At 63.5% G+C, this 26,462-nt stretch carries 24 protein-coding genes; 17 read left to right on the forward strand and 7 right to left on the reverse strand.

Translation table 11 applies throughout. The features are described from left to right. Positions 1-12: 12 nt before the first annotated feature. The 4 genes from M4J40_RS19555 to M4J40_RS19570 all read left to right on the forward strand — a co-directional run bounded on the left by M4J40_RS19555 (position 13) and on the right by M4J40_RS19570 (position 3,908). Positions 13-1,080: an ABC transporter ATP-binding protein gene (locus M4J40_RS19555; RefSeq protein ID WP_251756098.1), complete on the forward strand. Its 1,068-nt coding sequence runs from the start codon at positions 13-15 to the stop codon at positions 1,078-1,080. Further along, positions 1,080-1,925 (forward strand): ABC transporter permease, encoded by an 846-nt coding sequence (locus M4J40_RS19560; protein WP_251756099.1) that lies wholly within the window; start codon positions 1,080-1,082, stop codon positions 1,923-1,925. The genes M4J40_RS19555 and M4J40_RS19560 overlap by 1 nt, the downstream gene beginning before the upstream one ends. Then, the gene (locus M4J40_RS19565) at positions 1,922-2,752 is read left to right on the forward strand and encodes an ABC transporter permease (protein ID WP_251756100.1); all 831 of its coding nucleotides are present in this window, start codon (positions 1,922-1,924) and stop codon (positions 2,750-2,752) included. The genes M4J40_RS19560 and M4J40_RS19565 overlap by 4 nt, the downstream gene beginning before the upstream one ends. Before the next feature lie 247 nt (positions 2,753-2,999). Continuing rightward, on the forward strand, positions 3,000-3,908 hold the full coding sequence (locus M4J40_RS19570) for a sugar phosphate isomerase/epimerase (protein ID WP_251756101.1): 909 nt from the start codon (positions 3,000-3,002) through the stop codon (positions 3,906-3,908). Positions 3,909-4,015: 107 nt separating this feature from the next. On the opposite strand, the gene M4J40_RS19575 is transcribed toward M4J40_RS19570, so the two are convergent. From M4J40_RS19575 to M4J40_RS19585, 3 genes are all read right to left on the reverse strand, one after another. Next, positions 4,016-4,411 (reverse strand): septal ring lytic transglycosylase RlpA family protein, encoded by a 396-nt coding sequence (locus tag M4J40_RS19575; protein ID WP_405030774.1) that lies wholly within the window; start codon positions 4,409-4,411, stop codon positions 4,016-4,018. A gap of 213 nt (positions 4,412-4,624) precedes the next feature. Then, entirely contained in the window at positions 4,625-5,146 is a 522-nt protein-coding gene (gene gpt / locus M4J40_RS19580; protein WP_251756102.1) for a xanthine phosphoribosyltransferase, read from the reverse strand. Between the two features lie 59 nt (positions 5,147-5,205). Further along, entirely contained in the window at positions 5,206-5,973 is a 768-nt protein-coding gene (locus M4J40_RS19585) for a molybdopterin-binding protein (RefSeq protein ID WP_251756103.1), read from the reverse strand. 180 nt (positions 5,974-6,153) lie between these two features. On the opposite strand from M4J40_RS19585, the gene mprF reads away from it, so the two are divergent. From mprF to map, 4 genes are all read left to right on the forward strand, one after another. After that, positions 6,154-8,748 (forward strand): bifunctional lysylphosphatidylglycerol flippase/synthetase MprF, encoded by a 2,595-nt coding sequence (gene mprF, locus M4J40_RS19590; protein ID WP_251756104.1) that lies wholly within the window; start codon positions 6,154-6,156, stop codon positions 8,746-8,748. Continuing rightward, complete coding sequence (locus tag M4J40_RS19595) at positions 8,745-10,163, forward strand: AcvB/VirJ family lysyl-phosphatidylglycerol hydrolase (RefSeq protein WP_251756105.1); 1,419 nt, start codon at positions 8,745-8,747, stop codon at positions 10,161-10,163. The genes mprF and M4J40_RS19595 overlap by 4 nt, the downstream gene beginning before the upstream one ends. A 31-nt stretch (positions 10,164-10,194) precedes the next feature. Next, the gene (gene sfsA, locus M4J40_RS19600) at positions 10,195-10,884 is read left to right on the forward strand and encodes a DNA/RNA nuclease SfsA (protein WP_251756106.1); all 690 of its coding nucleotides are present in this window, start codon (positions 10,195-10,197) and stop codon (positions 10,882-10,884) included. A gap of 103 nt (positions 10,885-10,987) precedes the next feature. Next, positions 10,988-11,818 carry a type I methionyl aminopeptidase gene (gene map / locus M4J40_RS19605; RefSeq protein ID WP_251756107.1) on the forward strand — a complete coding sequence of 277 codons (831 nt, stop codon included), beginning with the start codon at positions 10,988-10,990 and terminating at the stop codon, positions 11,816-11,818. 6 nt (positions 11,819-11,824) lie between these two features. Here map and M4J40_RS19610 read toward each other — a convergent pair whose 3' ends face one another. Beyond that, positions 11,825-12,067: a DUF1178 family protein gene (locus M4J40_RS19610; protein WP_251756108.1), complete on the reverse strand. Its 243-nt coding sequence runs from the start codon at positions 12,065-12,067 to the stop codon at positions 11,825-11,827. Between the two features lie 186 nt (positions 12,068-12,253). Between M4J40_RS19610 and M4J40_RS19615 the strand changes: the two genes are divergently transcribed. Next, on the forward strand, positions 12,254-14,239 hold the full coding sequence (locus tag M4J40_RS19615; RefSeq protein ID WP_251756609.1) for a DUF4139 domain-containing protein: 1,986 nt from the start codon (positions 12,254-12,256) through the stop codon (positions 14,237-14,239). A 59-nt stretch (positions 14,240-14,298) separates the two neighbouring features. Here M4J40_RS19615 and M4J40_RS19620 read toward each other — a convergent pair whose 3' ends face one another. Next, on the reverse strand, positions 14,299-15,513 hold the full coding sequence (locus M4J40_RS19620; protein WP_251756109.1) for a porin: 1,215 nt from the start codon (positions 15,511-15,513) through the stop codon (positions 14,299-14,301). Positions 15,514-16,379: 866 nt separating this feature from the next. Here M4J40_RS19620 and radC point away from each other — a divergent pair. Continuing rightward, positions 16,380-17,081, forward strand: coding sequence for a DNA repair protein RadC (gene radC / locus M4J40_RS19625; protein ID WP_251756110.1), 702 nt, complete (start codon positions 16,380-16,382; stop codon positions 17,079-17,081). Between the two features lie 129 nt (positions 17,082-17,210). Here the strand turns inward: radC and M4J40_RS19630 are convergent, their stop codons facing one another. Next, positions 17,211-17,927 carry a PRC-barrel domain-containing protein gene (locus M4J40_RS19630; RefSeq protein ID WP_251756111.1) on the reverse strand — a complete coding sequence of 239 codons (717 nt, stop codon included), beginning with the start codon at positions 17,925-17,927 and terminating at the stop codon, positions 17,211-17,213. Between the two features lie 264 nt (positions 17,928-18,191). Here M4J40_RS19630 and M4J40_RS19635 point away from each other — a divergent pair, with 264 nt between their 5' ends. From M4J40_RS19635 to M4J40_RS19650, 4 genes are all read left to right on the forward strand, one after another. Continuing rightward, entirely contained in the window at positions 18,192-19,649 is a 1,458-nt protein-coding gene (locus M4J40_RS19635; RefSeq protein ID WP_251756610.1) for a circularly permuted type 2 ATP-grasp protein, read from the forward strand. Positions 19,650-19,653: 4 nt separating this feature from the next. Beyond that, entirely contained in the window at positions 19,654-20,595 is a 942-nt protein-coding gene (locus M4J40_RS19640) for an alpha-E domain-containing protein (RefSeq protein ID WP_251756112.1), read from the forward strand. Positions 20,596-20,599: 4 nt separating this feature from the next. Beyond that, on the forward strand, positions 20,600-21,424 hold the full coding sequence (locus M4J40_RS19645; RefSeq protein WP_251756113.1) for a transglutaminase family protein: 825 nt from the start codon (positions 20,600-20,602) through the stop codon (positions 21,422-21,424). 172 nt (positions 21,425-21,596) lie between these two features. Further along, complete coding sequence (locus M4J40_RS19650) at positions 21,597-22,190, forward strand: hypothetical protein (RefSeq protein ID WP_251756114.1); 594 nt, start codon at positions 21,597-21,599, stop codon at positions 22,188-22,190. A 63-nt stretch (positions 22,191-22,253) separates the two neighbouring features. On the opposite strand, the gene M4J40_RS19655 is transcribed toward M4J40_RS19650, so the two are convergent. Further along, positions 22,254-23,285: a substrate-binding domain-containing protein gene (locus tag M4J40_RS19655; RefSeq protein ID WP_251756115.1), complete on the reverse strand. Its 1,032-nt coding sequence runs from the start codon at positions 23,283-23,285 to the stop codon at positions 22,254-22,256. A 175-nt stretch (positions 23,286-23,460) separates the two neighbouring features. Here M4J40_RS19655 and M4J40_RS19660 point away from each other — a divergent pair, with 175 nt between their 5' ends. From M4J40_RS19660 to M4J40_RS19670, 3 genes are all read left to right on the forward strand, one after another. After that, positions 23,461-24,003, forward strand: coding sequence for a TRAP transporter small permease (locus M4J40_RS19660; RefSeq protein WP_251756116.1), 543 nt, complete (start codon positions 23,461-23,463; stop codon positions 24,001-24,003). 79 nt (positions 24,004-24,082) lie between these two features. Beyond that, complete coding sequence (locus M4J40_RS19665; protein ID WP_251756117.1) at positions 24,083-25,363, forward strand: TRAP transporter large permease subunit; 1,281 nt, start codon at positions 24,083-24,085, stop codon at positions 25,361-25,363. Between the two features lie 32 nt (positions 25,364-25,395). Further along, positions 25,396-26,409, forward strand: a complete 1,014-nt coding sequence (locus tag M4J40_RS19670) for a TRAP transporter substrate-binding protein (RefSeq protein ID WP_251756118.1) — start codon at positions 25,396-25,398, stop codon at positions 26,407-26,409. The last annotated feature ends 53 nt before the right edge of the window (positions 26,410-26,462 follow it).

Genomic DNA, 26,462 nt, shown 5'->3' on the forward strand with positions numbered 1-26,462 from the left:
GGAGTGGCCGCCGTGACGACACAGGCGCATGAACTCGACGTCCTGGACGTATCCAAGGCCTTTGTCGGAACGCGGGCACTCCTTCCTACTTCGTTTGCCGTGAAGAAAGGTGAGTTCGTCACCATTCTCGGACCGTCGGGGTGCGGCAAGTCGACCCTGCTGCGCATCATCACCGGCATCACCGAGCCGAGTGGCGGGCGCATTCTGCTGCGCGACAGGGATATCACCCGCCTGCCTCCGGAACGTCGCGATATCGCGATCGTCTTCCAGTCCTATGCGCTGTTTCCGCACATGAGCGTCGCCGACAACATTCTGTTCGGGTTGAAGATGAAGCGGGTGCCGAAGGAAGAGCGCAGGCGCCGGTTCGATCAGGTCGTCGCCATCTGCGGCCTTGAAAGCCTCGTCACGCGCTCGCCGCGCCAGCTCTCCGGCGGCCAGCAACAGCGTGTCGCCTTGGCGCGCGCGCTGGTGGTGCAGCCGGCCCTGCTGCTCCTCGACGAGCCGCTCTCCAACCTCGATGCCAAGCTCAGGGAGACCCTGCGCGAGGAACTGATGGCTCTCCACAAGCGGACAGGCTCCACCACGCTCTATGTCACGCACGACCAGAGCGAGGCGATGAGCATGTCCGACCGCATCATCGTCATGAAGGACGGGCAGGTGGTGGAAAGCGGTGCGCCGCGTTCGCTGTACATGCGCCCGCGCCAGCGCTTCACGGCGCTGTTCTTCGGCCATACCAACATCGTACCCGTCGACGTCGACGGCGACCGGGCGCGTCTGCCCTGGGGCGGGGCGGTCGCGCTGATCGAAAAGGCAAGTGGGCGCGGCGAGATTTCCCTGCGGCCCGAGTGCCTTTCCCTCGTCGCCGATCCCGCGGGCCCCGGCGTCGTCGACGCGGCGGTCTTCATGGGGGCCGACGTCCACTACACCGTCCGGATCGGCGATCACCTGCTGCGGGTCCGTCGTGGAAGCGCCGCTCCTCTCGCCGAGGGCACTCGCGTATCCGTCACCGTTGATGCGCCCGTCTCTCTCCTCGCGGCGGAACCGCCGGGCGCGGCCGATGCGACCGTGGAGGCGCGGTGATGCGTGCCGTTCATCTCCTGCTGCTCCTGCTGCCCGGCGTCGGCGTTCTCCTGGCGACCTTTGGCTTGCCGCTGTTCTGGGCCGTGCTGGGCGCCTTCGGTCTTGGCGCCGACGGCGCCGGCTTCACGCTCATCCCCTTGACGGACATTTTCGCTGAGCCGAAGTACCGCAAGGGGCTGATGATGTCGCTCTACTACGCCATCGCGCCGACCACGCTGACGCTGTTCGTCGCCATTCCCCTGGCGCTCATGCTGCAAAAGAGCTTCATTGGCCGCAAGCTTTTGAACGGTCTCTACAAACTCCCGCTTGCGGTGCCGGCGATCGTGGCCGCCTTCATGGTTCTGACGCTGTTCGAGCAGGGCGGTTTCATCGACCGGTTGCTGATGCTGGGCGGGTGGAACATCGGCAAGATCGTCCGCGATCCCCTCGGCATCGGCGTCATCCTGGCAACGCTCTGGAAGGACGTGCCGTTCATGACGCTGATCATCGCCGGGGCCTTCGGCGCCATCCCCAGCGATACGGTGCACGCCGCGCGCAGCCTCGGGGCCACCAGGCTTCGCGCCTTCTGGGCCGTGCAACTGCCGCTCGCCATGCCGGGCATCACGGCCGCGACCTTGCTTTGCTTCGTCAAGTCGCTGGGCAACTTCGCCGCCCCCAGTCTGCTGGGGCCGGCCTATCCGTTGCCGCTGTCGATCCTGATGTACGACTCCTATCGCGACGGTGACTGGATGGCGATCTACGCCATGGGAACCGTGTTGATCCTGGCAGCCTTCGTCGTGCTGGCTGCCTACTACACGCTGACGGCGGCGGCCTTCGGCACAGGCAAGGCGGCAAGTTCAAGATGAAACCGGTTGGCTCTTCCCGCTCGCGCGGCCTCCTGCTGTCGCTCGCGGCGCTCGTTTGCGTGCTGCTGATGCTCGGCCTGCCGTTCGGCATCATTGCGCTGTGGTCGGTGTCGGACGGCTGGTTTCCGCCGAGCCTTCTGCCGGACGGCTTTACCGCCCGTCATTGGCTCATGTTCCTGAACGACCCGTCGTTACGGTCGGCGGTGGTCAACAGCCTGGTGATCACCTTTGTCGTCACCCTCGCCACGATGATCATCGCCATGCCGACGGCCTGGGCGTTGGCTCGCTACACATTCCCGCTGAAGAAGGTGGTCGAGGTGTTCGTCCTCGCGCCCCTCATCGTGCCCGGCATCGTCGTGGCGGTGGGGCTGGGGCGCGTGTTCCTCAAGCTGGATCTCGCCTACACCATGCTCGGCGTCATCATCATTCAGGTGGCTGGCGTCCTGCCGATGACCATCCGCATTCTTGCGAGCGGGTTCGAGGCCATCCCCTCGGACCTCATCGCCGCGGCGCGTACCTTGGGGGCAAACCGGATCGCGGTGGTTCGCCATATTCTCGTCCCGCTCAGCGTTCCCGCCATGCTCGCCGCCGGCCTTCTGTCCTTCATCGGCAGTTTCGAAGAGTTCGAGCGGACCTTCATCGTCGGCGCGCCCATCGTCCACACGCTGACGACCCGGCTCTACATCAACCTCTCCGGCGCGGGGCTGGTGGTGCCGGTGGCCTCCGTCGTCTGCCTCATTCTGCTGCTGCCCGTCTTCCTGGTCTTCATGCTGACGAGCCGCATCATGCGCGATGACGTCATGGCGGCCGGCATGGGCAAGCTCTGAGAGCCTGGTCGAAATTCTACTGGGGCGGGCATCTAGCTTCGAATTCTGCGCTTCCGGTGCTCACGAACAGGAAGTTCGCTCCGCTCCGGTTCTCGAATTCATCGCTACCTGCCGCCCCCCAGCGAATTTCGAGTCAGGCTCTAGGCGCCCGCCTTGTCCCCATCGACCCGCCTTTTCAGTGGGCAGTCCATCCGACGAGGGCTTCTCGTGGACGCTGCCGATCCAACCTCATGCAATGGAAGAGACCATGCCAAACACCGCTATCACCATCCGGGTCGGGGCTTCCGCCGAGTCCGCCAACGGGCTGCCGTCGACGATCATCGAGAGCCTGGACCGCCTGGAAGAGGTGGAAACCGATACCGTCGAGCTGCCTCTGTTGTGGATGGAGCTGGTCATCGATGGGCGAGTCATGCCGGCTCGCCTCGAAGAGCTACGCCGGGCTCTCAGCGGGCGGCCGTTTGCCTACAGCGCCCATGCCGCCATCGGCATCAACTTCATGTGCGACCCGGTCTATCTCAAGCTGCATCAAAACCTGGCGCGGGCGCACCTGACGATCGCCGCCGAGCTCGGCTGCGAGCACATGGTGGTGCATACCGGCTTCTGCGCGCCCAGCCTCGCCAAGCCGCAGATCGAACGGTTACGCGCCCAGGAATGCGAAACGCTACTGAAACTGGGTGACGAGGCGCGGGCGGCCGGCGTCATTCTGTGCGTTGAGAACATCTTTGCCGAAAAGGGCAATCGCCTCACGGCCTCGGCGTCCGAACTGGCAGCCGAGTTGCGCGATCTCGCTCACTCGCACCTGAGGGCCTGCCTGGACATCAGCCACGCGGCGCTGCACTGCGACAGCGTCGGCCTCGACCTGATGGAAGAGGTCGCGCCGCTCATCCCGCTCGCCAAGCATGTCCACGTTCACGACAGCTTCGGGCGCACCAACAACATTCCGGTTCATACCCAGCAGGAGGCGCTGGGGCTTGGCGTCGGCGACCTGCACCTGCCGGTCGGCTGGGGCAACCTGCCGTTTGACGATATCGTCGTCCTTGGCGAGTTTCCCAAGGGAACGATCTTCAACATCGAACTGAACAAGCACAGATGGCATGCGCTTGACGAAGCCGTCCGCGAGACCCGCCGCCTGGCTTTGCGCGCACGGGTACGCTGACGCCGACGTGTCGAGATGGCGTTCGGCGCGAAAGGTCGAACAGCCATCTGGTGGCGTCGTCGAGCAATCGGGCGGCGCCCCTGCGGGAAGCGCCGTCTCGGTAGGGCTCAGCCGCAGACTTTTTCGGACGACTTGTTCTTGTCGTCGAGCACGGACAGGCGAACGTTCGCTGTGCCGGAGCTCACCATTCCGATTTCGTTGGCCGCACCACGCGACAGGTCAATCACCCGTCCCTTGATGAACGGGCCCCGATCGTTGATGCGCACCACCACGGTGCGGCCGTTCCTGAGGTTCTCGACCTCTACGAGGGTTCCGAAGGGCAGCGTACGGTGGGCGGCGGTACGGGCCGCCGGGTTCATCCGCTCGCCGCTCGCAGTGCGTCCACGCTCGGCGTACCAGGACGCCTTGCCGCATTGCGCCAGAGCGGGCGCTGCCTGGTGAAAAAACGCGACCGCCATGGCGGCCGTGAAAAAAGCGCGTGTGGCGCTTATTTTGAAGAGCATCAAGTCAATCCTGTTCAAACCCGCGTTGGCAGCGCGGACGAGCCTCCTTAGGGACCACCGGCGGTTATCGGTGATCAGCGACGGGGCTCAAAACAGGGAAAAATGCGGCGAGAATCAGGCCACGCCAATTTGGGCCGGACAACCGCAAATGGGTATGTCCAGCCTAAACTTTGGCGAATCAGTTATTTACGTGGTGAATAAAAAACTAGCGGGTCAGTCGTTGCCCTGACGGGAAATCGGCGGCTGGAAGGCAAATCCCAGGTCCCATGGGAAGTAGATCCACGTGTCCTGGCTGACCTCGGTGATGAAGGTATCGACCAGCGGCCGGCCCTTTGGCTTGGCGTAGACGGTGGCGAAATGGGCCTTCGGCATCATGTCGCGGACCATGCGGGCGGTCTTTCCGGTGTCGACGAGGTCATCGATGATCAGCACGCCTGCGCCTTCGCCACCGTCGAGGCCGACGATCTCGGGGCTGACCTCCTTGATGATCTGCAGCTCACCTTGCGAGCTGTAGTCATGATAGGAGGCGATGCCGACCGTTTCGATGACGCGAATGTTGAGCTCGCGCGCCACGATGGCCGCCGGCACGAGGCCGCCGCGGGTGATGCAGACGATGGCCTTCCATTCGCCGAGGCCGGCGAGCCGCCAGGCGAGGGCGCGGGCATCGCGGTGGAACTGGTCCCAGGAGACCGGGAAAGCCTTGGGGGCGAGCGGCTGGGCGTCTTGCGGGGACATGTTGGCGATCCTCATGCGATCAGGCGTGGGGCTCTTCAAATGCCTGTTTTGCGTCGATTTCAATAGTCGGTGAGAGTGCTATCCCCGGCTTTGTCGCGGGCGATCGATGTCAGCATCGCTTCCACCGCCACGGTGGCGGCCGCGAGGGCCTCGGGATCGCGCGAGCGGATCACGAGCTTGGTGGAGAAGTTGCGGGCCGCGAGGATCGGATAGCTGCCGATGGAGACAAGCGGATGGGCCCGTGCGACCTCGCCGAGCGCCGAGCCGATCACCCCCTCGCCAAACGGACAGTCGACCGTGATCGACTGCACCGGCACGCCGCCGACCAGTTCCTTTTCGACGTTGAGAAGCATCGCCTGCATGATCTTGGGCACGCCGGCCATGACGAAGACGTTGCCGATATGGAAGCCCGGCGCCTTGGAGACCGGATTGTCGATCAGCGTCGCGCCCACCGGAATGCGCGCCATTCTGAGACGCGCCTCGGTCAGCTCCTCCGGCGTCGCGTAGTGCTGGCGCAGGATCTCCACGGCGTCGGGGTGGTGCTCGATGGCGACGCCGAAGGCCTTGGCCACCGCGTCGGCGGTGATGTCGTCGTGGGTCGGCCCGATGCCGCCGGTGGTGAAGACGTAGGTATAGGTGGTGCGCAGTGCATCGAGTGCCGCAACGATGCGATCCTCTTCGTCGGGAACGACGCGGATCTCCTTGAGGTCGATGCCGATCTCGGTGAGGAAGGCGGCGATGTGGCCGGAGTTGGTGTCGCGAGTGCGGCCGGAAAGGATCTCGTCGCCGATGACGAGGACGGCGGCGGTGGGGGACTGAACTGTCATGGATCTGCGCCTTTGGAATCGTTGTCCCGTTTGTCGGGGATTCCGGGCTCGGAGACAATCGCGAACATTACGCGGAATTAAAGTTGCAGGCCCCGCTTCCGCCGCCGGATTGACGCAATCGAGCAAGATAAGGCGCTGATTGCAGGGCGCCCGCCCGGCTTTGTTCCTTTCAGGTCGATCATGCCCGCCGCATTGTCCTCGGAGTCCGCCGTCGCCCCCGTCGCTCCTCCCCACCGCTTCGTCCGTCTGAAGCCATTTCTCGTCGCAGCCGTGGCGCTCCTCATCGTCGGTCTGTCGGTGCTGGCATTGTCGCGCCTGCTGTCGAATGTCGTCTACGACGATCTCGTGGCCGCCATAGACGATACGTCCTGGTCGCGGGTGGGGCTGGCCCTTCTGTTCACGGCCGGCAGCTTCCTGGCGCTGTCGATCTACGACGTGCATGCGCTGCGCTTTGCTGGCGTCCGGCTTCCCTATCGGCTGGTGGCGCTTGCGAGCTTTTGCGCCTATGCGGTGGGCAACATTGCCGGTTTCGGCCCGCTGACCGGCGGTTCCGTCCGCTACCGCTTCTATTCGCCATTCGGGCTCGAGCCGGAAGCGATCGCCAAGGTGGTGGCCTATGTCGCGGCGGCCTTCGGCTTCGGTCTCGCCTTCGTCGCCGGCTTGGGATTGACCATTTCCGGCCCCGATCTCGCCTCGCTGATCGGTATGCCCGGTGCCACGGTGCGCGGCATCGGACTGCTGGCCCTCGCCGGTGTCGCGACGGTGCTTCTGTTCGCAAGCCTCCGGCGCGGTTCGGTGACTGTGTTCGGTCGCGCCGTGGCGCTGCCCGAGGCGCGCGACATTCTCGCCCAGCTCGTGGCCACTTCGGTGGACGTCACCTGTGCCGCTGCCGTCCTCTACGTTCTGCTTCCCGATGGCGATGTCTCGTTCCCGGTGGTGCTGGCCGTGTTTTCGGTGGCGGTCGGCGCCGGTGTGCTCAGCCATCTGCCGGGCGGCGTCGGCATATTCGAGACGATCGTCGTCGGCGCTCTGGGAACCAGATTGCCGATCGATGGCGTGATCTCGGCGTTGCTCATCTACCGCATCATCTACTATGTGGTGCCGCTGATCGTGGCCGTGTTGGCGATGATCGTGACGGAGGCGCGGCGGGCGACGATCGCCAGTCCCGCGCTCACCGCGGCCGTGTCGGGCATCGCGCCGGTCATCCTCGGGACGCTGGCAATCGTGCTCGGCGCCATGCTGGTTTTCTCAGGCGTGACGCCGCCGGCCGATACCCGCCTCGATCTGATGGCGTCCTTCGTTCCGCTTCCGCTGGTGGAGGGCGCCCATTTCGTCGGCTCGGTGATCGGCGTCTTCCTGCTGGTGTCCGGGCGTGGCCTCGTCCATCGGCTCGATGGGGCGTGGTGGCTGACGATGACCCTGTCGGCCCTTTCGATCCCCCTGGCGCTTCTCAAGGCACTGGCTATCGGCGAAGCCATTCTGTTGGCGATCCTGATCGTCGGATTGGTCTCAAGCCGCCATCTCTACAGCCGGCCGGCATCGCTGCTGCATGACCGCCTCAGCCCGGCCTGGTGGCTCTGCATCGCCTCGATCCTGGCGCTTGCCGCCGGCATCCTGTTCTTCGTCTACAAGGAAGTGCCCTATAGCCACGATCTCTGGTGGCAGTTCGAGCTGTCGGCCGCCGCGCCACGCTCCCTCAGGGCCGCAGTCGGCATCGGGCTGGCCACTGCCGCCGTGGCGACATGGCTGCTGATCCGTCCACCGTCCGGCCGGATCGAGCCGGCAAGCGCCGAGGAACTGGCGCGCGCCATCGCCATTCTGGAAAGAGCCGGCCATGCGTCGGCCAATCTTGTCCGGATGGGCGACAAGAACCTGATGTTCTCGGACGATGGGACCGCCTTCCTGATGTACGCCAAGCGGGGCCGATCCTGGATATCGCTCGGCGATCCGGTGGGCTCCGAAGCGGGGCGGCGCGAACTCGCCTGGCGTTTCATAGAGTTGGCCCGAGCGCATGGCGGGCGTGCCGTTTTCTATCAGGTTCCGGCGGAAAGCCTGTCGCTTTACGCGGATGCCGGTCTCTCCGCCTTCAAACTCGGTGAGGAGGCCGTGGTCGATCTCGCCGCTTTCGACATCAAGGGCACGCGGCGTGGCAACTTGCGCAACGCCATCAACAAGGCGGAGCGCGACGGCATCGCTTTCGAGGTCGTCCAGCCCGAAGGCGTGCCGGCGCTCATGGACGAACTCGCCTCCGTGTCGGCAAGCTGGCTGGAGGCCCGGAAGGCGCGGGAGAAGACCTTCTCGCTCGGCGCCTTCGAACCCGATTATGTGGCGTCCCAGCCGGTGGCGGTGCTGAGGCGGGCAGGGCGGATCTTCGCCTTTGCGACGCTGATGATTTCGGGCGACGGCCGGGAAGCGGCGATCGACCTGATGCGCTTCACGCCGAAGTCGCCCAACGGGACGATGGAGCTGCTGTTCACCCGCATCCTGCTGCACTTCAAGGCGGCCGGTTTTGCCAACTTCAGCCTCGGCATGGCGCCGCTGGCCGGCCTGTCGGACAGCCCGATGGCGCCGTTGTGGCACAAGCTCGGCCGTGCCGCCTTCGAGCACGGCAATGCCCTATACAACTTCCATGGCCTGCGCGCTTTCAAGACCAAGTTCGATCCGGTCTGGCAACAGCGTTACATGGCGGTGGCCGGCGGTCTCAACCCGCTGCTGGCGCTTGCCGACGTGACCTTCATCATCTCTGGCGGCCTCAAGGGAGCCGTTTCCAAATGAAGCGACTGATATTGTTCGTCATGGTCGGTCTCCTGGGCGTGACCGGCCTGGCGACGGGTGCCTTCCTGTCTCTTTTCCCCCGCCTGCCTCCCGAGAAGACGGACACGCTGGCCATCTCCGAGGTGATCGCGCCGCGAGGTGAGCCCACCGGCCTCGTCTATCTGTTGTCGGGTAGCGAGGGCTATGGCTTTTGGGATCGCGTGAAGGCTCGCCGCTATGCGGCAAGCGGGGCCGTCGTCGTCGGCATCGACACGCCGGCCACCTTCGCCAAGGCGGAGCGACTGCCCGACGACTGCGTCTACTTCGTCTCCGACGTCGAGCAGGTCAGCCAGAACATCCAGCGCGTACTGGACGTCGAAAGCTATCATTCTCCGGTGATGGCCGGCGCCGGTCTGGGCGGGACCTTTGCGTTGGCGCTCGCGGCCCAATCGCCGGACGCGACGATCGGTCGCACCATCGTCGTCGACCCGCATGTCGCGCTGCCGCTGCGCAAGGAGTTGTGCAGCGAGGCCAAGCACGTCCCTGCCGCCGATGGCCCCGGCTGGATCTACGAACTGCAGAAGGGGCATCTTCCCGATCCGATCGACGTCTATCTGACTCGCGCCGCCGATCCGTCGGGCGCCGCCCATGTCGACGAACTGATCGGGTCGGGGTTTGCCATCGCCACGGCCCAAAGCGCCAAGCGCGCTGGTCGGACGCTCGACGGTGCGGTGTTTGAACAGCTTGCCGACGATGAGGATAGCGGATCGCCGCTCGCGGGCATTCCGATCACCCTGGTGCCTGCCGCTCCCAAGCATGACACCATGGCGATCATTTACTCAGGCGATGGCGGTTGGCGCGACATAGATGCCCAGATTGGCGGTTATCTTGCCAAGGCTGGTGTGCCGGTGGTCGGCATCGACTCGCTACGCTATTTCTGGAACGAGGTGGACCCCGCCGACGCTGCCGGTGATCTGACCAAGGTGATCGACACCTACGAGAAGAAGTGGGGCGTCCACAAGGTGGCGCTTATCGGCTATTCCTTCGGCGCCGACGCGCTGCCGGCGATCTATCAGGCTCTGCCGGAGGATCGAAAGGCCGGCGTCAAGCTGGTCTCCCTGTTGGCCTACACCGGTGCCCACCAGTTCGAGATCCAGGTGTCCGGCATTCTCGGCAGCAAGAGCGATCCGAGCGGCCCCACGACGCTGCCCGATCTCATGAAGGTCGAGCCGGTGAAAGTTCAGTGCATCTACGGCAGCGAGGACGACGAGACCGCCTGCACACGCCTGCCGAAGGACAAAGGCTTCAGTCTGCTGGTTCATCCCGGCGGGCATCACTTCAACGACGACTACAAGCCGGTGGCGAGGGACATTCTCAGTCGCCTCGCACCTTTGGCTTCCGTCGCGACGGAGGTGGAGGCGCAGGCCACGCCTTGACGCCAGCCGTGGGGGCGGCGAACAAGACGGGATGCTGTTTCCTTCTCCGCTGGTGCCCGCGCGCCTGGTTCGCCGCTACAAGCGCTTTCTCGCCGACTGTCGTCTCGACGATGGCGAGGAGGTCACCGCCCATGTCGCCAACTCGGGCTCGATGCTCGGGCTCGCGACACCGGGTTCGCGCGTTTATCTCGCCCCTTCGAGCGATCCAAAGCGCAAGCTCGCCTGGAGCTGGCAGCTGGTCGAGGTGGATGGCGCGCTTGTCGGCATCGACACCGGTCTCTCCAACCGCATCGTCGCCGAAGCGATTGCCGGTGGCCGCATCCGGGCTCTCGCCGGTTATGACAGGTTGCGACGAGAGGTGCCCTATGGCGAGCGAAGCCGGGTCGACATGCTGCTCGAAGGCGACGGACGCCCGCCCTGCTATGTCGAGGTCAAGTCGGTGACGCTGTCGCGCCGGCCGGGTCTTGCCGAGTTTCCTGACGCGGTCACCGCGCGCGGCGCCAAGCATCTTGCCGAACTTGCCGCCGTGGTCAGAGGGGGCGCTCGCGCGGTCCTCCTCTATCTGGTGCAGCGCGGCGATTGCCACAGCTTCGAGCTGGCCGCGGACATCGATCCCACCTACGCGGCGGCGGCCGGGGCAGCGCGGGCCGCTGGCGTCGAGAGGTTGGTGGTCCACGCCGACGTCATGCCGGCGGGCATCGAAATCCGGAGCGATTTCTGACAGAATGCATCCCAAGCATGTACTTCCCGCGGCGCTTGGGTATATGACGACGAAAACACGAAGCCCTGCGGCTTCCAATGCCAGACACAGGTTGGTTGATCCGATGATCAATTACGTCGACGCGGCGGTCGCGCCGTTGCGAAATACCGGAGACATTCGTCTATACAACGCTGCCGACTTCGACGGCATGCGCAAGGCCTGCCAGCTGACGGCATCGTGCCTTGATGAACTCGTGGACATCGTCAAGCCCGGGGTCACAACCCAGGCCATCGACGACTTCGTCTACGCTTACGGGCGCGACCACGGCGCCCTGCCGGCCACGATCTACTATCGCGGCTACACCAAGTCGGTCTGCACCTCGATCAACCATGTGGTTTGTCACGGCATTCCCGACGAGAAACCGCTGCGTGAAGGCGAGATCGTCAACATTGACGTCACCTTCATCCTGGACGGCTGGCATGGCGACTCCTCGCGCATGTATGGCGTCGGCGCCATCAAGCGGGCTGCCGAGCGGCTGATCGACGTGACGCATGAATCGCTGATGCGCGGAATCGCGGCTGTTCGGCCGGGCAACACCACCGGCGACATTGGCGAGGCCATCCAGCGCTATGTCGAGGGCGAACGCTGCTCGGTGGTGCGCGACTTCTGCGGCCATGGTGTCGGCAAGCTGTTCCACGACACGCCGAACATCCTGCACTACGGCCGCAAGGGCGAGGGCCCCGTGCTGAAGGCGGGCATGATCTTCACCATCGAGCCGATGGTCAATCTCGGTCGGCCACACGTGAAGGTGCTGTCCGATGGGTGGACGGCGGTCACGCGCGACCGCTCGCTGTCGGCCCAGTTCGAGCATGCCGTCGGCGTGACCGATGCCGGCTGCGAGATTTTCACGCTGTCGCCCAAGAACCTGTTCAAGCCGCCGCTGACGGTGGCCTGACCTGCCTCAGAACCCGGCGGCCATCGGGCAGCCTGGGTTGGAGCATGTCGAAGGATTGCAGCCCGGCTCCGCTGCAAACGACGCCTTGGCGGCGCCGAGGCTGGGCGCCATCAAAGCCTTCTCGATCTTGGTGGCGCCGCAGGATGGGCAGGCATAGTCTGCTCTCTTGGCTTCCCAGTCGGCATTACCCCCGAACCAGTCGTCGAAGTCGTGTCCGCAGGCGGCGCAGTGCAGGTTGTAATGGATCATGGCTGGCCGTGGTCTCCTCGTTGGGCAGGCGATAGGTCGCCGCGATGGGCGATCCTGTCAAGCGCAGAAGCCCGGATTCCTCGCCCCAAAAGCCTTGAGGTCGCCACAGGTCGGTCTTCGCTCCATCGCATTCGTCGGGCAGGATCGCCACCATCGAATGCCTCGGGGGAGATCAACGTGAAATCGATGCCACTTGCCGCCGCGCTTTTTGTCGCGGCTTCGCCGTTCGCGCTCATCACGTCGGCCCGTGCCGCCGACAAGGTGGGGTCGGTTCTGTTGTCGTCGGGCGGTCTCGCCGAGATTGTCCGCACCGTCGACCTCGCCGAAGGGGAGAGCCGTCTGGCGCTGGAAATACCCGTCGATCAGGCAGACGACGTTCTCAAAAGCCTGCTCGTCAGTGATCCTGGTGGATCTATCGTTTCGGTGACCCTCGACGGCGCCAATACGGTCGCCGAGGCGTTCAAACGCCTGCCGCTGAAACGCGAGGATCTCGCTTCCACCGCCAGCATTGCCGCTGCCATGACCGGCCATGCCGCGACCATCGATGACGGCGTCGGGCATAAGGCGAGCGGAGTGATTCTCGGGGTCGGCAAGGTGCCACGCGCCACCGAGGGGCAACCGATCGAGCTGCCGGCGGTGACTTTGCGCGAGGACGACGGCAGTTTTGCCGAGGTGCTTCTCGGTCCGGGCGCCAGCATCGTCTTTGCAGACAAGGGCCTGCAACAGCGGCTGGACGCGGCAATCTCGGCTGTCGGCGCGGCGGCCGATACCAACTTTCGGACGCTCTCCATCGAGACAACGGGGAAGGGCGCCCGAACGGTGCGGCTTTCCTATGTGGTGGCGGCGCCGGTGTGGAAGGCGGCCTATCGCATTGTCCCGGCGGAAGACGGAAAGTCGCGTGTCCAGGGATGGGCGGTGCTGGAGAATGGCACTGGCGAGGACTGGACCGACGTGCAGTTGACGCTGTCCTCGGCCAACCCGGTGGCGCTTCGGCAGCGGCTTGTCGACATGTACTGGCGCGAGCGGCGCGAAGCGCCATTGCTCTTACCGGGCGGTGCCATCAACCCCATGGTCGACGGTGCTCCGGCGGGCGGCGGTCTCAAAGCTTACGGAATGGAGGAGATGGCCGATCTGCCAACGGACTCCGATATGGAGCGGAGGGATCTGGCAATGGCGGCGCCAGCCTTGCGCCCCGAGCCCTCGAGGGGCTTGCAAGCCGTTTCCGTCGAAGGCGACGTCAGCGTTTCCTTTGCACTGCCCCAGCCGGTCACGCTAAAGGCCGGCCAAACGTTGACCGTTCCGATTATCGATGCCGATCTTGACGCCGACCTGGTTTCGCTCTGGCGCGAGGACAGCGGCGGCGTGCCGCAGGCGGCGGTGTTTCTTTCGAACACCACAGGCCAGAGCGTGCCGCCCGGCATTTTTACGGTCTACGACACGGACGGTTATCTCGGGGACGCGCAAGTCGCTGGTATCCCGCCCGGCGAGAAGCGTTTCGCAGCTTTCGCCGCCGACCCCAAGACGCAGGTGACGAGCGAGCGCAAGGAGAAGACGACAGTCGTAGGTCTTTCCGGCAGGAATGGCGTGTTGACGGTGAAGCGATCTCGAGTCTGGACGACCGTGTATCACCTCACGGCGCCCAAGGATGATGCGCGCACGGTGATGATCGATCACACTCGCCTTGGCGGTTCGGAGGTAACCACTGACGGAGAGGTGGTTTCTGACGAGGCGGGACGGCTGCGCGTCAGAACCAGCCTTCCGGCGGGAACGACCAGGGATCTTCGCGTTACCGAGACTGGAACCGAGTCGCGAGAGGTTTACCTCGTCGATAGTGATTCCGATGCGCTGCTGTTCTACGCCTCGACCCACGGTGTCGATCCGGCGATTGCGAACAAGCTCAAGGAGTTGGCTGCCATCAAGACGCGAGTTGCGGACGCTCAGCGCGCGATTGAAAAGGCGGAGCAGGCTGTGGCGCGCCAATCGTCCGAGCAAGAGCGCATCCGTGCCAACCTGGGCGCTCTGCCGGAGACTTCCGACAGCGCGAAGTCCTACATTGCCAAACTCGCACGGAGCGAAAAGGCTATCGAGGAGGCCGAGGCCGCGCGTGCCAGCGAGCAAGCGAAGGCCGACCGGGAGCGGGCGGCTCTCGACGCGGCGATCGCAGCCTTCTGAACAACGAAAAGGCCCGGACGACCGGGCCTTTCCCCTAATCCCCGCAGAGGGGATCGATATTACCAGTTGCGGGTCAGCTTCAGCATGGCGTCCCAGTTGTCGTCGGTCGTGCCCGAACCGAAGTCACCCTTGGCATAGCCACCATCGCTGGTGTAGTTCACTTCGGCCGTCAGGATCAGGTCCGGAGTGAAGGCATAGTCAGCACCGAGCTGGGCCTTGTAGGCGGTGTCGGCCTTGTCCCAGAACGCGCTACCAATACCGGCGTAGACGGCCAGGGCGTCGGTCGCCTTGTACTTCAGAGCCGCAGCGGCACCGAAGTAGCTGTCAGCATCGAAGTCTTCGTAGGTGGCAACCAGACGAGCGCTGAGCTTGTCGACCAGCTTGAGATCGGCAGTGGCCTTGACACCCCAGATGTCGTTGGCATCGCCGTCCAGAGCCTGATAGAAGGCCGACACGTCAGCCGAACCCCAGGACTGGCCATTGATGCCGAAGCGACCGGTGTACATCAGCTCGGCGCTGGAGCCCTGATCCCACACGCTCGCGTTCCACTTGGTCGAGCTCGTGCCGAGGCTGCCCGTGTTGGAAGCCTGAATGCCGGCGCCGACGTAGAAACCACCGCCGAGCTTGTCGACCATGATCTGAGCGCCAGTGGAGCTCTGATCGAAGGCGCCGTAGATCGCACCGGTGTCGCCATAGAACACGTCGCCGTAGCCATTACCGAACTTACCAACCGTCAGGTAACCGACCTGAATAAAGGCGTCGTCAGCGGCGATGGAGCCGTCGGCGCTGTCGAGTTTCACAGCGAAGAACGAACGCACGGTGCCGAGATCGGAGGCAGTGCGGGCATCGAACCGGACCCGCGCGTCGGTCTTGAAGCTGATACGGTCGCCAACGACAGCAGCAGCACCGGGATTCTCGGTCACGGTACCAGCAGCACCACCGGCAGCGACAGCTGAAGCGCTAGCAAGATTAGCAAGTTCCTTAGTGCTGTAGGTACCATCAAGGCCCGTAGTAGTAGACGCAAGGGTATACGTCTTGGCGCCTGCGGCCGAAAGCGTCGCATGGTTGGTGTAGGCGATGCGGGCGCGAACACGGCCGGACATCTGCAGGCAGGTCTCGGTGCCGGGGATGTAGAAGAAGCCGGCGCCGTAGGCGTCGCAAACCTTCACGTAATCGACGGCAACCGGAGCAGCTTCGCCCGGCAGGTCGGCGGCATAGGCGCCGGAGGCGACCATCAGGCCGGCGGCGGTGCCGAGCAGGGTCTTCATATTCATTTCGCGGTCTCCAAAAAGGATCGGGGAACTTTTTTCCCGCCGCCGACGACAACTTGTCCGCCTTAGGCAGAGGCCGGTTCCCATGTGTTACCGCGGTGCCTCCGGCCACCCCAGCCCGATTGCATCCACGCGGCAGTGGGACCGTGTTTCGGCAAACCCACGGCGCCGTGATGGCTGAGTACGATATGACATTCAATGTCATAATTACCGAGTCGAATGGATAGGATGTGAATGAAAATACATGTTGCAATTTTGCAACTCTAAAACAATAACCGGCTAAATTTCCTGTCTAGTTAGCCGTCATTGGAGTCGCTTCTGGATGAAATTTTGTAATATGAGTTTTATTACATCTATCTTGCTTAAGGTAGGCATACATATTTGATTGTTGCTATTGATACAATGTATAAACTAGATCTGCGTCAGAATTCTGCCGCAAGATACTTGGTACGAATTTCTCGTGGAATAGCTGTTTTGTACATGGACTAATATGTTGCTTGGTGGGCGCTCTAGGGGGGTAGGGCGGTGGCGGCTGCGGGGCCGAAGCGTGCATGTCGCTGTCGGGCGGCCTCGGGAGACGGAGCCATGTGCCCGATGCTCGGACATCCACCGCAGCATACCGTGGCCCCGACTTATGGGGGCTCTGGTCCGGCTGCGCCCGCCCACGCAGCTCACAAGGAGCCGCGCCACCGACGCTCGGGGTGTTTGCCGGTTGGAAAACGCGGCCACCCCGTGGATGGCGGCACATTGTCAGATCTGCGTAACACTTATGTTGCAGTCACGAGCCAAGTCGATCAGGCGACGCGCTGCCTGCTGCGAGTGTCGTCAAATCTGTTAGGCTCTGGTCGCGCTTTACGACGGAATCGACCATGGGCGAGTTTCAAGACGGCAAAATCATCCCGCCGCACTACACGGGGCACCGGGAACGGCTGCGCGAGCGCTTCCGTGCCGGTGGGGATGAAGCGGTGGCCGATTACGAGTTGCTGGAGCTCATCCTGTTCCGGTCCATCCCGCGTCAGGACGTGAAGCCGCTTGCCAAGGGGCTACTGGCCGCGTTCGGTTCGTTTGCCGGGGTCATCGGGGCGTCGGAGGCTCGCCTCAAGACGGTCAAGGGCATCGGCGAGGCCACGATTCTCGACTTCAAGGTGGTGCATGCCGCTTCGCGCCGGATTGCGCGATCGGACGTGATGAAGCGCCCGGTCCTGTCTTCCTGGTCGGCGGTGATCGATTATTGCCGCACCGCCATGGCCTATGAGGATCGGGAACAGTTTCGCGTGCTGTTTCTCGACAAGAAGAATCAGATGATCGCCGATGAAGTGCAGCAAACCGGCACCGTCGATCACACGCCGGTCTATCCTCGGGAGGTTGTGAAGCGGGCGCTGGAGCTGGCCGCCACGGCGGTGATTCTCGTCCACAATCACCCGTCGGGCGACCCGACTCCATCGCGTGCCGACGTTACCATGACAAGGCAGGTGGTCGACGCTGCGACGCCGCTCGGCATTGCCGTGCATGATCACATCATTATCGGTCGTGACGGCCACGCCAGCATGAAGGGGCTGCAGCTCATTTGAGCTCGGCTCGGCCCTCGGCAAGGCCTGTCGCAAGTTCGGCGGGCCGCGGCTTTTCTCGCTCGAGCTTAAATGAAATCGGCCCCCGCGGGAGGTCCCGCGGAGGCCGTATTGTCATGTCGCACGCATGCGTCAGGGCTGCGCTGCCTCTACGCCCTCGAACGCCGGCGCCTGCTCCAGCTGCTCGCGCGTCACGTTGAGGATGATGCGGTCCGGAAGGCCATCGTCGCCGATCTTCGCGCCGGTATCGACGGTGTTGGCGGCCATGTCGCCTGTCGCGTTGGGCATGACGGCGGATCCGGCCATGCCCGTCATGCTCTGGTCAGGCACGGCATCGCCGGAGACTGCTCCGGTGGCGCCGGTCGGATCGGGGAGGGCGCTCGAGGCGGCGTCGGCTTGCGCTTGGGTGTCACCGGGACCAAGCTGCAGGGCGCTCATGTTCACGGCAACGTCCTTCTCGCCGATTCCAAGGAAGCCGCCGACGCCGATGATCACCGCGTTCACGCTGCCATCCTGGCTGACGAGGATGTCTTTGATGTCGCCAATGTTCGCGCCATCCGAGCCGTAGACGGCCTTGCCCCGCAGGTCGCTGACCCGCCAGGCGCCGGTTTCTGGAACGGTCACGAAAGTCTCTGTGGAGGCCATCGAGGTGGTTGCTCCCTGGTCGGGAACGATCGCGCTGCCGCTATCCATCGCGGACTTGCCGCTATCCATGGTCGAGCTGTCGGCCGGCTCTGTCTGGGTCGTTCCCATGGTGCCATCGTCCGGGCTCGTGGCGGTGTCCTGGGCGGCCGCGGCAAGCGGGAAAGCTGCGCTGAGAAGAAGGACGGAAAGAAGACGGGTTTTCATGATCGAGTCCCTTTCTAGTCTGGTTACGGGACCGTTAAACTTGTGGGGGAGATGAAAGTTCCAACTTTTTTGAAGCGGCTCGGAGAAAGATGCGCATTCCACGATGTCGTTGGACGCGTCTGGAATGCCTAATCTATGGGCAAATGCTACCCGTCTTTGCCCCATGATGTTTCTTGCCCTTCCTGCCTATTTGCCGCTTAATTCATCAGAGGCAGCGATGCCCCAGAAAACGGCGGAGGAACGGGATTGCCGGCTTTCGACGAGATGAACGGGTTCGGACAGTGCATCCGGCCCGCCTATAGGACCATCCAGGCCTGGTTCGAGAACTCCGACCCGGAAAACCTCAAGCGCCTTCAAAAAGAAGCGGAATTTCTGTTTCGAAGGATCGGTATCACCTTTGCCGTCTATGGCGACGCCGAGGCCGAGGAGCGGATCATTCCCTTCGACATCGTGCCGCGCGTTCTGACCGGCCGCGAGTGGACGTCGCTTTCCAAGGGGCTGACGCAGCGCGTGACCGCGCTCAACCGCTTCCTCGCCGATGTCTACGGCGCTGGCGAGATCATTCGAGCCGGCGTCGTTCCGGCTGACCTCGTCTATCAGAATCCGGCCTTCCGCCCGGAGATGGTCGGTCTCAAGCTGCCGCATGATGTCTACGTGCAGATCGCCGGCATCGACGTCATCCGGACCGACGACAAGGATTTCTACGTTCTCGAGGATAATGCGCGTACGCCGTCCGGCGTCTCCTACATGCTGGAGAACCGCGACGTTCAAATGCGCCTGTTCCCGGACCTTTTCGCCGAGACCCGCATTCAGCCAGTCGACAACTACCCGGACGAGTTGCTGGCGTCGCTGCGCTCGGTGGCGCCGATATCCGCCCCCGCCGAGCCGACCGTGGTGCTGATGACGCCGGGACCGCTCAACTCGGCCTATTACGAGCACTCCTTTCTGGCCGACAAACTCGGCGTGGAACTGGTGGAGGGGCGCGATCTGTTCGTGCTCGACGAGGTGGTCTACATGCGGACCACGCGCGGGCCGAAACGTGTCGACGTCATCTACCGTCGCATCGACGATGATTTCCTCGATCCCATGGTGTTCCGCCCGGATTCGGTACTCGGCATCCCCGGTCTCATCTCGGCCTATCGCGCCGGCAACGTGACGCTGGCCAACGCGGTCGGCACCGGTGTCGCCGACGACAAGGCGATCTACACCTACATGCCGGACATCGTGCGCTTCTATCTCGGAGAAGAGCCGATCCTTAAGAACGTGCCGACCTGGCGCTGCCGTGAACCCGACAGCCTTCGCTATGTGCTCGATCATCTTCCGGAACTGGTGGTCAAGGAGGTGCAGGGGTCCGGTGGCTACGGCATGCTGGTCGGGCCCAAATCGACCAAGGAGCAGATCGAAAGCTTCCGGGCCAAACTGATGGCCGATCCCGATGGTTTCATAGCCCAGCCGACGCTGGCGCTCTCCACCTCGCCGACCTTTGTCGGCGACGGCATAGCGCCCCGCCACATCGATCTGCGCCCCTTTGTGCTGACCGGCGCCGACAAGGTTCGCATCGTTCCGGGTGGGCTCACCCGCGTGGCGCTGAAGGAGGGGTCACTGGTGGTCAACTCCAGCCAGGGCGGCGGCACCAAGGACACCTGGATCATCGAGGATCCGGCCGATGACGTGGCCTCGCCATCCGGTTTGTCCCAGTCGCAATCGCAGGCGGGGAGCTGACATCATGCTGAGCCGCCACGCCGACAGCCTCTACTGGCTCGCCCGCTACGTCGAGCGCGCCGAAAACACCGCCCGGCTTCTGGAAGCCGCGACGCGCCTGTCCGCCACGCCGATTCTCGCCGAGGGCGGACGCAACGAGTGGGAAATGGCCGTCGATGGTACCGGGACCCTCGACCTCTTCCAGCAGCAACATGCCGAAGCGACGCAGCGAACCGTCGTCGACTATCTCGCCTTCTCGCACGCCAATCCGTCGTCGATCCGAAACTGCCTGGATATTGCCCGGGCCAACGCGCGCTCGGTCCGCACCGCGCTGACCATGGACATGTGGGAGACCATCAACTCCGGCTGGATGGAGACGCGCGGCGTCAACAGTCCCAACCTGACCCGGCAGGAGCTGTCGAACTTCCTGTCGCGGGTGAAGGAGCTGTCGCTGCGCTTCGACGGCTCGGCCTACCGGACGATGCTCAGGAACGACGCCTATTACTTCCTGCGCCTGGGCACCTTCATCGAACGAGCCGACTTCACCGCCCGCGTACTGGCGCTGAAGGCTGACGTGCTCGACCCGAACCGACCGTCGATCGGCGGTAGTTCCGACTATTTCCAGTGGTCTTGGATCCTGCGTTCGGTGTCGGCGCTGACGTCCTACCACTGGGTCTACCGCGACAATCTGAAGCCCAACCTCGTTGCCGAGTTTCTGATCCTCAAGGCCGAAATGCCGCGCTCGCTGGTGTCCTGCTACGAGAACGTCACGCTCAACCTCGACAGCCTGTCGCGCGACTACGGTCGGCAAGGGGCGAGCCAGCGCAAGGCGCGCATGCTCCTCAGCCAGTTGCAGGACACGACGTTGCCGGGCCTTTTCGCCATCGGCCTCAAGGAGTTCCTCGAGCGCTTCATCATCGACAACGCCAACCTCGGCAACACCATTGCCGAGCAGTATCTGGGGTAAGCCGATGCGGTTGCGCATCCGTCACGACATAATCGCCCGCTACGATGAGCCGGTCATGCTGGCAAGTCGTTCACTTCACCTCTGCCCGCGCACCTTCGATGGGCAGTATGTGCGAGACTGGCATCTCGATATCACTGGCGACTGCCGTCAGGCGCGCTCGTCGGATGCCTTCGGCAACATCGTCTATGATTGCGCCATCGAGGGGCCGCTCGACGAGATCGCCATCGCCGCCGAGGGCGAGGTGGAGGTGGATGACACGACCGGTGTGTTGCAAGGCGCGCCGCTCGATCGCATTCCGCCTGCCGTCTTTTTGCGCGAGACGCGCGTCACCATGCGCACGCCCGTCGTCCTGTCGTTTGCCGACAAGGCCAAGGGGCTGTCCGACGGCACGCCGCTCGATCTTTGCCATACGCTGATGCACCTCATCCATGAAGAGGTTGAGGCGCTTGCCGCCGATCCTTCCGAACTCTGCGGAGTGCGTGAGCTGAACGCCGAGGACGTGTTGGCCGAAGCGCGCGGTACCCCGTCCGATCTCGCCCATCTGCTCATCGCAGCGGCGCGTGCCCTGTCGCTGCCGGCGCGCTTCGTTTCCGGCTACCGCTGGCAAGAGGAAGATACGGCGACCGGTGCGCTCGCGGCTTGGGCGGAGGCGCTGATTCCCGACCTCGGCTGGGTGGGCTTCGACGCGACAAACGACACCTGTCCAACCGACGCCTATGTGCGTGTCGCCTCGGCGCTCGACCAGTCGGGAGCCGCGTGGGTCCGCGCCTCCGATCGCGGCGGTATTCCTGCCGTGGTGATGGTGACGGCGGCCGCCGACCGGCTGTGACGGGCTATTCCTGACATCTTTGGCTTTTGGGGACGATAGGACGCTATCGCTTTCCGTACTGTCGCTTGCTATGCGCAGTTATTGCGAGCACTAAATCGCGTGGATAGATCGAACGTCGGGTCTTGCCTTCTCGGCATTGAGGAGGTGCCGATGAGGTTGCAGCATGCTCCGTATGGGTTTCTTCATCGCCGTTCTTGCTGGCCTGGGAATCGGCAGCGCCGCCTCGGCTCAGCCAAGCAATGAGTTCGATAAGCTTTTCGCCAACACGCCTTGGCAGATAATCGATGGCGTGGAAACGCGAGAGCTCAAGCTTAAGGGGAACATTATCGTCCAACAAGAACGGGTTGGAGGAGAAATTCATACTATCACGGATGATAGGAGTGGTCATGGTGCTGTAATGTGTGTTCTGGAGAACTATCTTTTGCTTCTGGCGATGAGTGAAGTTTGCCACATTAATGACGACGAAATGCGTTCATCATTGATGTCGGCTGTGAGTCGAATTGGGGAGTTCGCCGAGCGAAACTCGATTGAGCCTGTTACTCAGCGCGAAATCCTCGATCGGGCCGAAAGCGTTGGAGAGCAGACCCTCAGGCAGGCTATCTCCGATAATTCTCTTGCCAGGCTCAAGCAAGACTGCACCGGTCCGCAAGGCTTCGGAGAAGCTTTCTCAGAACTACGGAAGATGGGCACAAGGAAGTTTATTACGGAACAGGTTGATGATCTTCTTTCAGTGGAGCGGCCGGCGGTGGATGGCCCCTGTTACTGACCTCATATGACGACAGGGTAGCGGAAGCGTAGATCAGACCCATGGGGGCTGCTTTGGGTCGGGCTATTCGCCAGTCGGCCCCGTCGAGCCACGGACGATCAGCTCCGCTTCAAAGGCTTCCCGAGGCACTATGGCCTGCTGGCTGAGTCGGGTCAGCAGATAGTCGGCAGCCGCTTTTCCGATGGCGACGTTGTCCACCCGCATTGTCGTCAGGGGAGGCGAGGTGAACTCGGCGATCGGAAGATCGTCGAAGCCTGTGATGGACAGGGAGCCGGGTACGTCCATGCCCATGGCGCGTGCTTCGATCAGGGCGCCGATGGCCAACGTGTCGTTGCCGCAGATGATGGCTGTCGGACGAGGTCCGGCGCTGTCGATGCACTTTCGAAGGCTTTCCCGGCCAAACTCGAATGTCGCCGGCCCCTCGAAAACGTGCTGTGGACGCAAGGCCAACCCCTCGCTTGCCAGGGCTGCCCGTATGCCGGAGAGGCGGGCCAGAACGCGGTCGTTGTCGAGCGATGGTTGATGGATGACGGCGAAGTTGCGATGCCCGAGATCCAGCAGATAGCGCGTCAGTTTTGAGAACGCCGCCTGGTTGTCGAAGCCGACGCAGGGATGAGCCGACTGAGGCGAATGCGAGTACATCACCACATAGGGAACGCCGCGCGCCGATATCATTTCGAACAACTCGGGACGCTGCAGCTCACCAACGACCGCCAAGGCTTCTATGCCACGCGCCAGCATGACCTTGACCTGTTCGGCCGCCTCGTCGAGATCGTAGTTCGAGCAGCCGATCAGCACGGTGATGCCACTGGCCGACAACCGGGCCTGCAAGGCATTCACCTGCGCGGCGAAGACATCGTGATCGAGCGTCGGTATCAGTACGCCGGCAAGCCAGGTTCGCCGACTGGCCAGCGCGGCTCCGGCGGCGTTTGGTAGCCAGCCGAGTTCCGCCGCCACCGCGAATATCTTGTCGCGGACTTCAGGCAATACCTTCTCGGGTGCGTTGAAGGCACGAGAAACGGTCGCCGTCGACACTCCGGCGGCGGCAGCTACATCGATGGCCCGCGGGGGGCGCGACGTCTTGGATTCTCGCATTGCACACCATGACATGAGAGCACACGTATGCGCGTACATTCCATTCGGAAGTCGGACAACCTAGTAAAACAGGTTAGTTGACAGGTTTCGAAAGGGACGTAATGTAAGCGCATACATGCTGGCCTCGGACGTGCCTGGAGGGGTGCGTTTCGGAACGAGTCACCGGGAGGGCGCTATGGATACCGTTCGAAAATACCTCATTCGGCCGATTGAGGTGGTCATCGCCGCGATGCTGGCGGTCATGCTCGTTCTGGTCCTGCTCAACGTGGTGCTGCGTTACGCCTTCAACAGCGGCATCACGGTTACCGAGGAACTGTCCCGGCTGTTGTTTGTCTGGCTGGTGTTTCTCGGGGCCGCCGTGGCCCTGTTCGAGCGCGCCCATCTCGGTGTCGACACCCTGCTTCACCTGCTGCCGCGCCCGGCCAAGATCGTCTGCTTCGTGCTGTCGAATGCGTTCATGCTCTATCTCAGCTGGCTGATCTTCTCGGGAAGCTGGACGCAGGCGGAGATCAACTACGGCTCCACCACGCCGGTGCTCGGCCTTTCGCAGTCGCTCTATTTCGTGCCGGTCCTGATCTTCACGGCGATGGCAATGTTCTGGTTCAGCGCCATGCTCTTGAGATCGTTACGCGGTCGTTTGAGCGACAACGACCTTGTCGGCCTCAAGGACGAGGTTGCCGGAGCCATCGCCGAGGCGGGGCCGGTCGATCCTCGCTGACCGCCATCCTCCGACCAGTCAAGTCTGGTGCCGCCTTTCCGGGAATGCCGGCCTCCGGCCGATGTCAGGACTACCGCCCATGACCATCGTGATCTTCGTGGCAACCCTGTTTGCCGCCATGGCAATCGGCCTGCCGATCGCCTTCGCCCTCATCCTGTCGGCCGTGGCCCTGATGGTGCATCTCGATCTTTTCGATCCCCAGATTCTCGCCCAGAATCTCGTGGGAGGCGCGGACAGCTTCACCTTGCTCGCCGTCCCCTTCTTCATGCTCGCCGGCGAGATCATGAACACAGGTGGACTGTCGAAGCGCATCGTCAACTTTGCCCTGGCCATGATGGGGCATATCCGAGGCGGCCTTGGCTATGTGACGATCATCGCGGCCTGCATCCTGGCGGCACTCTCAGGCTCGGCCGCCGCCGATGCCGCCGCTCTCGGCGCTCTTCTTGTGCCGATGATGGTCAAGACCGGTCACGAGAAGGGGCGTTCGGTCGGCCTCGTCGCCGCCAGTTCGATCATCGGGCCGATTATTCCGCCGTCGATCGGGTTCATCCTGCTCGGCGTTGCCGCCAATCTCTCCATTTCCAAGCTGTTCCTCGCCGGCATCGCGCCCGGCCTGATGATCGGCTTTGCGCTTGCGGCCACCTGGTATTTCATTTCCGGCAGAGAGAAGGTCGAAGTCCGTCCGCGCGCCACCGGCGCCGAGAGGGTCAAGGCCCTGCGCGAGGGCGCTTGGGCGCTCGGCCTCCCGGTGATCATCATCTTCGGCCTGAAGTTCGGCCTGTTCACGCCAACGGAAGCGGCGGTCGTCGCCGCCGCCTATGCGCTCTTCGTGTCGTCGGTGATCTATCGCGAGATGACCCCGTCGCTGCTGCTGCGCGTCTTCGTCTCGTCGGCCAAGGTCACGTCGGCGGTGATCTTCATGGTGGCGTCGGCCCTGGTGGCCGCCTGGCTGATCACCATCGCCGATCTGCCCGGCCAGATGGTCGAGCTGCTCGGCCCGTTCATGGAGAGCCCGCGCCTGTTGATGCTGGTCATCATGCTGATCATCGTCGCCATCGGCATGGCCATGGACATGGCCCCGACCATCCTGATCCTTGGGCCGATCCTGGTGCCCGTGGTGCAGCAGGCCGGCATCGATCCGATCTACTTCGGCGTCATGCTGATCATCAACACCTCGATCGGGCTGATCACGCCGCCGGTCGGCACCGTTCTCAACGTCACGGCCGGTGTCACGCGAACGAGCATGGCGAGCGTGATCCGGGGCGTGTGGCCCTTCATAGCCGTCGAACTGCTCGTCTTGCTGGCCATGGTTACCTTTCCGGAGCTCATCACCATTCCGGCGGCCTGGCTGAACCATTGACCCTTCGCATCGCAGACCAAAAGGAGGAGAATATGCGAAACCTTACAAAGATGCTGCTGGCCGGTGCCGTGGCGGCGCTGATGCTTCCCATGGCCGCTCAGGCCGAGATCCATGAGCAGACCCTTCGCTTCGCCAGCGCCGGCTCCGAGGGCTCGCCGCTGGTCCAGGGACAGCGGAAGTTCGCCGAGATCGTCAAGGAGAAGAGCGGCGGCAAGATCGAGGTCAAGGTGTTCCCCGCCGGCCAGCTCGGTGGCGACATGCAGGCCGTATCCTCACTGCAGGGCGGTGTCCTTCAGATGTCGGTGATGAACGCCGGCCTGATGGCGTCGCTGGCGCCCGACTTCGCGCTGCTCGATCTGCCCTTCCTGTTTGAAAACCCGCAGGAAGCCGACGCCGTGATGGACGGCGAGGTCGGCAAGATCTTCGCCCAGCAGCTCGATGCCAAGAACCTTGTCGTGCTGTCCTACTGGGAGCTCGGCTTCCGCCAGCTGACCAACAGCCGGCGCCCGGTGGAGAAGGTCGATGACATCGCCGGTCTCAAGATCCGCGTCGTCCAGTCGCCCATCTACCTCGACATGTTCAACGCACTTGGCGCCAACGCCGTGCCGATGCCGTTCCCCGAGGTCTACACGGCTCTCGAGACCGGCACCGTGGACGGGCAGGAGAACCCTGCGCCGAGCATCCTGACGGCCAAGCTCAACGAAGTGCAGAAGTACATGACGCTGACGCGGCACACCTACAATCCGATGGTGATGCTGTATTCGAAGCCGCTGTGGAACAAGCTTGATGCCGACGAGCAGCAACTGCTGAGCGAGGCGGCCCTGGAGGCGGCCCAGTTCCAGCGGCAGCTGTCGCGCGATTCCGATGCCAAGGCGATCGAGGAAATCGCCGCCGCCGGCACCACGGTTACCACGCTGGCGCCGGAAGAAGTGGCCCGGTTCCGCGAGAAGACCAAGGGCGTCGCCGAGGCCTATGCGGCCAAGGCCGACCCGGCCGTCGTCAAGCTGCTCAACGAAACCATCGCGAAGGCACGCGAAGCCAAGTGATCCAGGCGGGATGAAGGTGCCGATGGTCCCGCAGGGATCATCGGCATCGATCC

Source organism: Pleomorphomonas sp. JP5 (assembly GCF_023721815.1).
Taxonomy (GTDB): Bacteria; Pseudomonadota; Alphaproteobacteria; order Rhizobiales; family Pleomorphomonadaceae; genus Pleomorphomonas.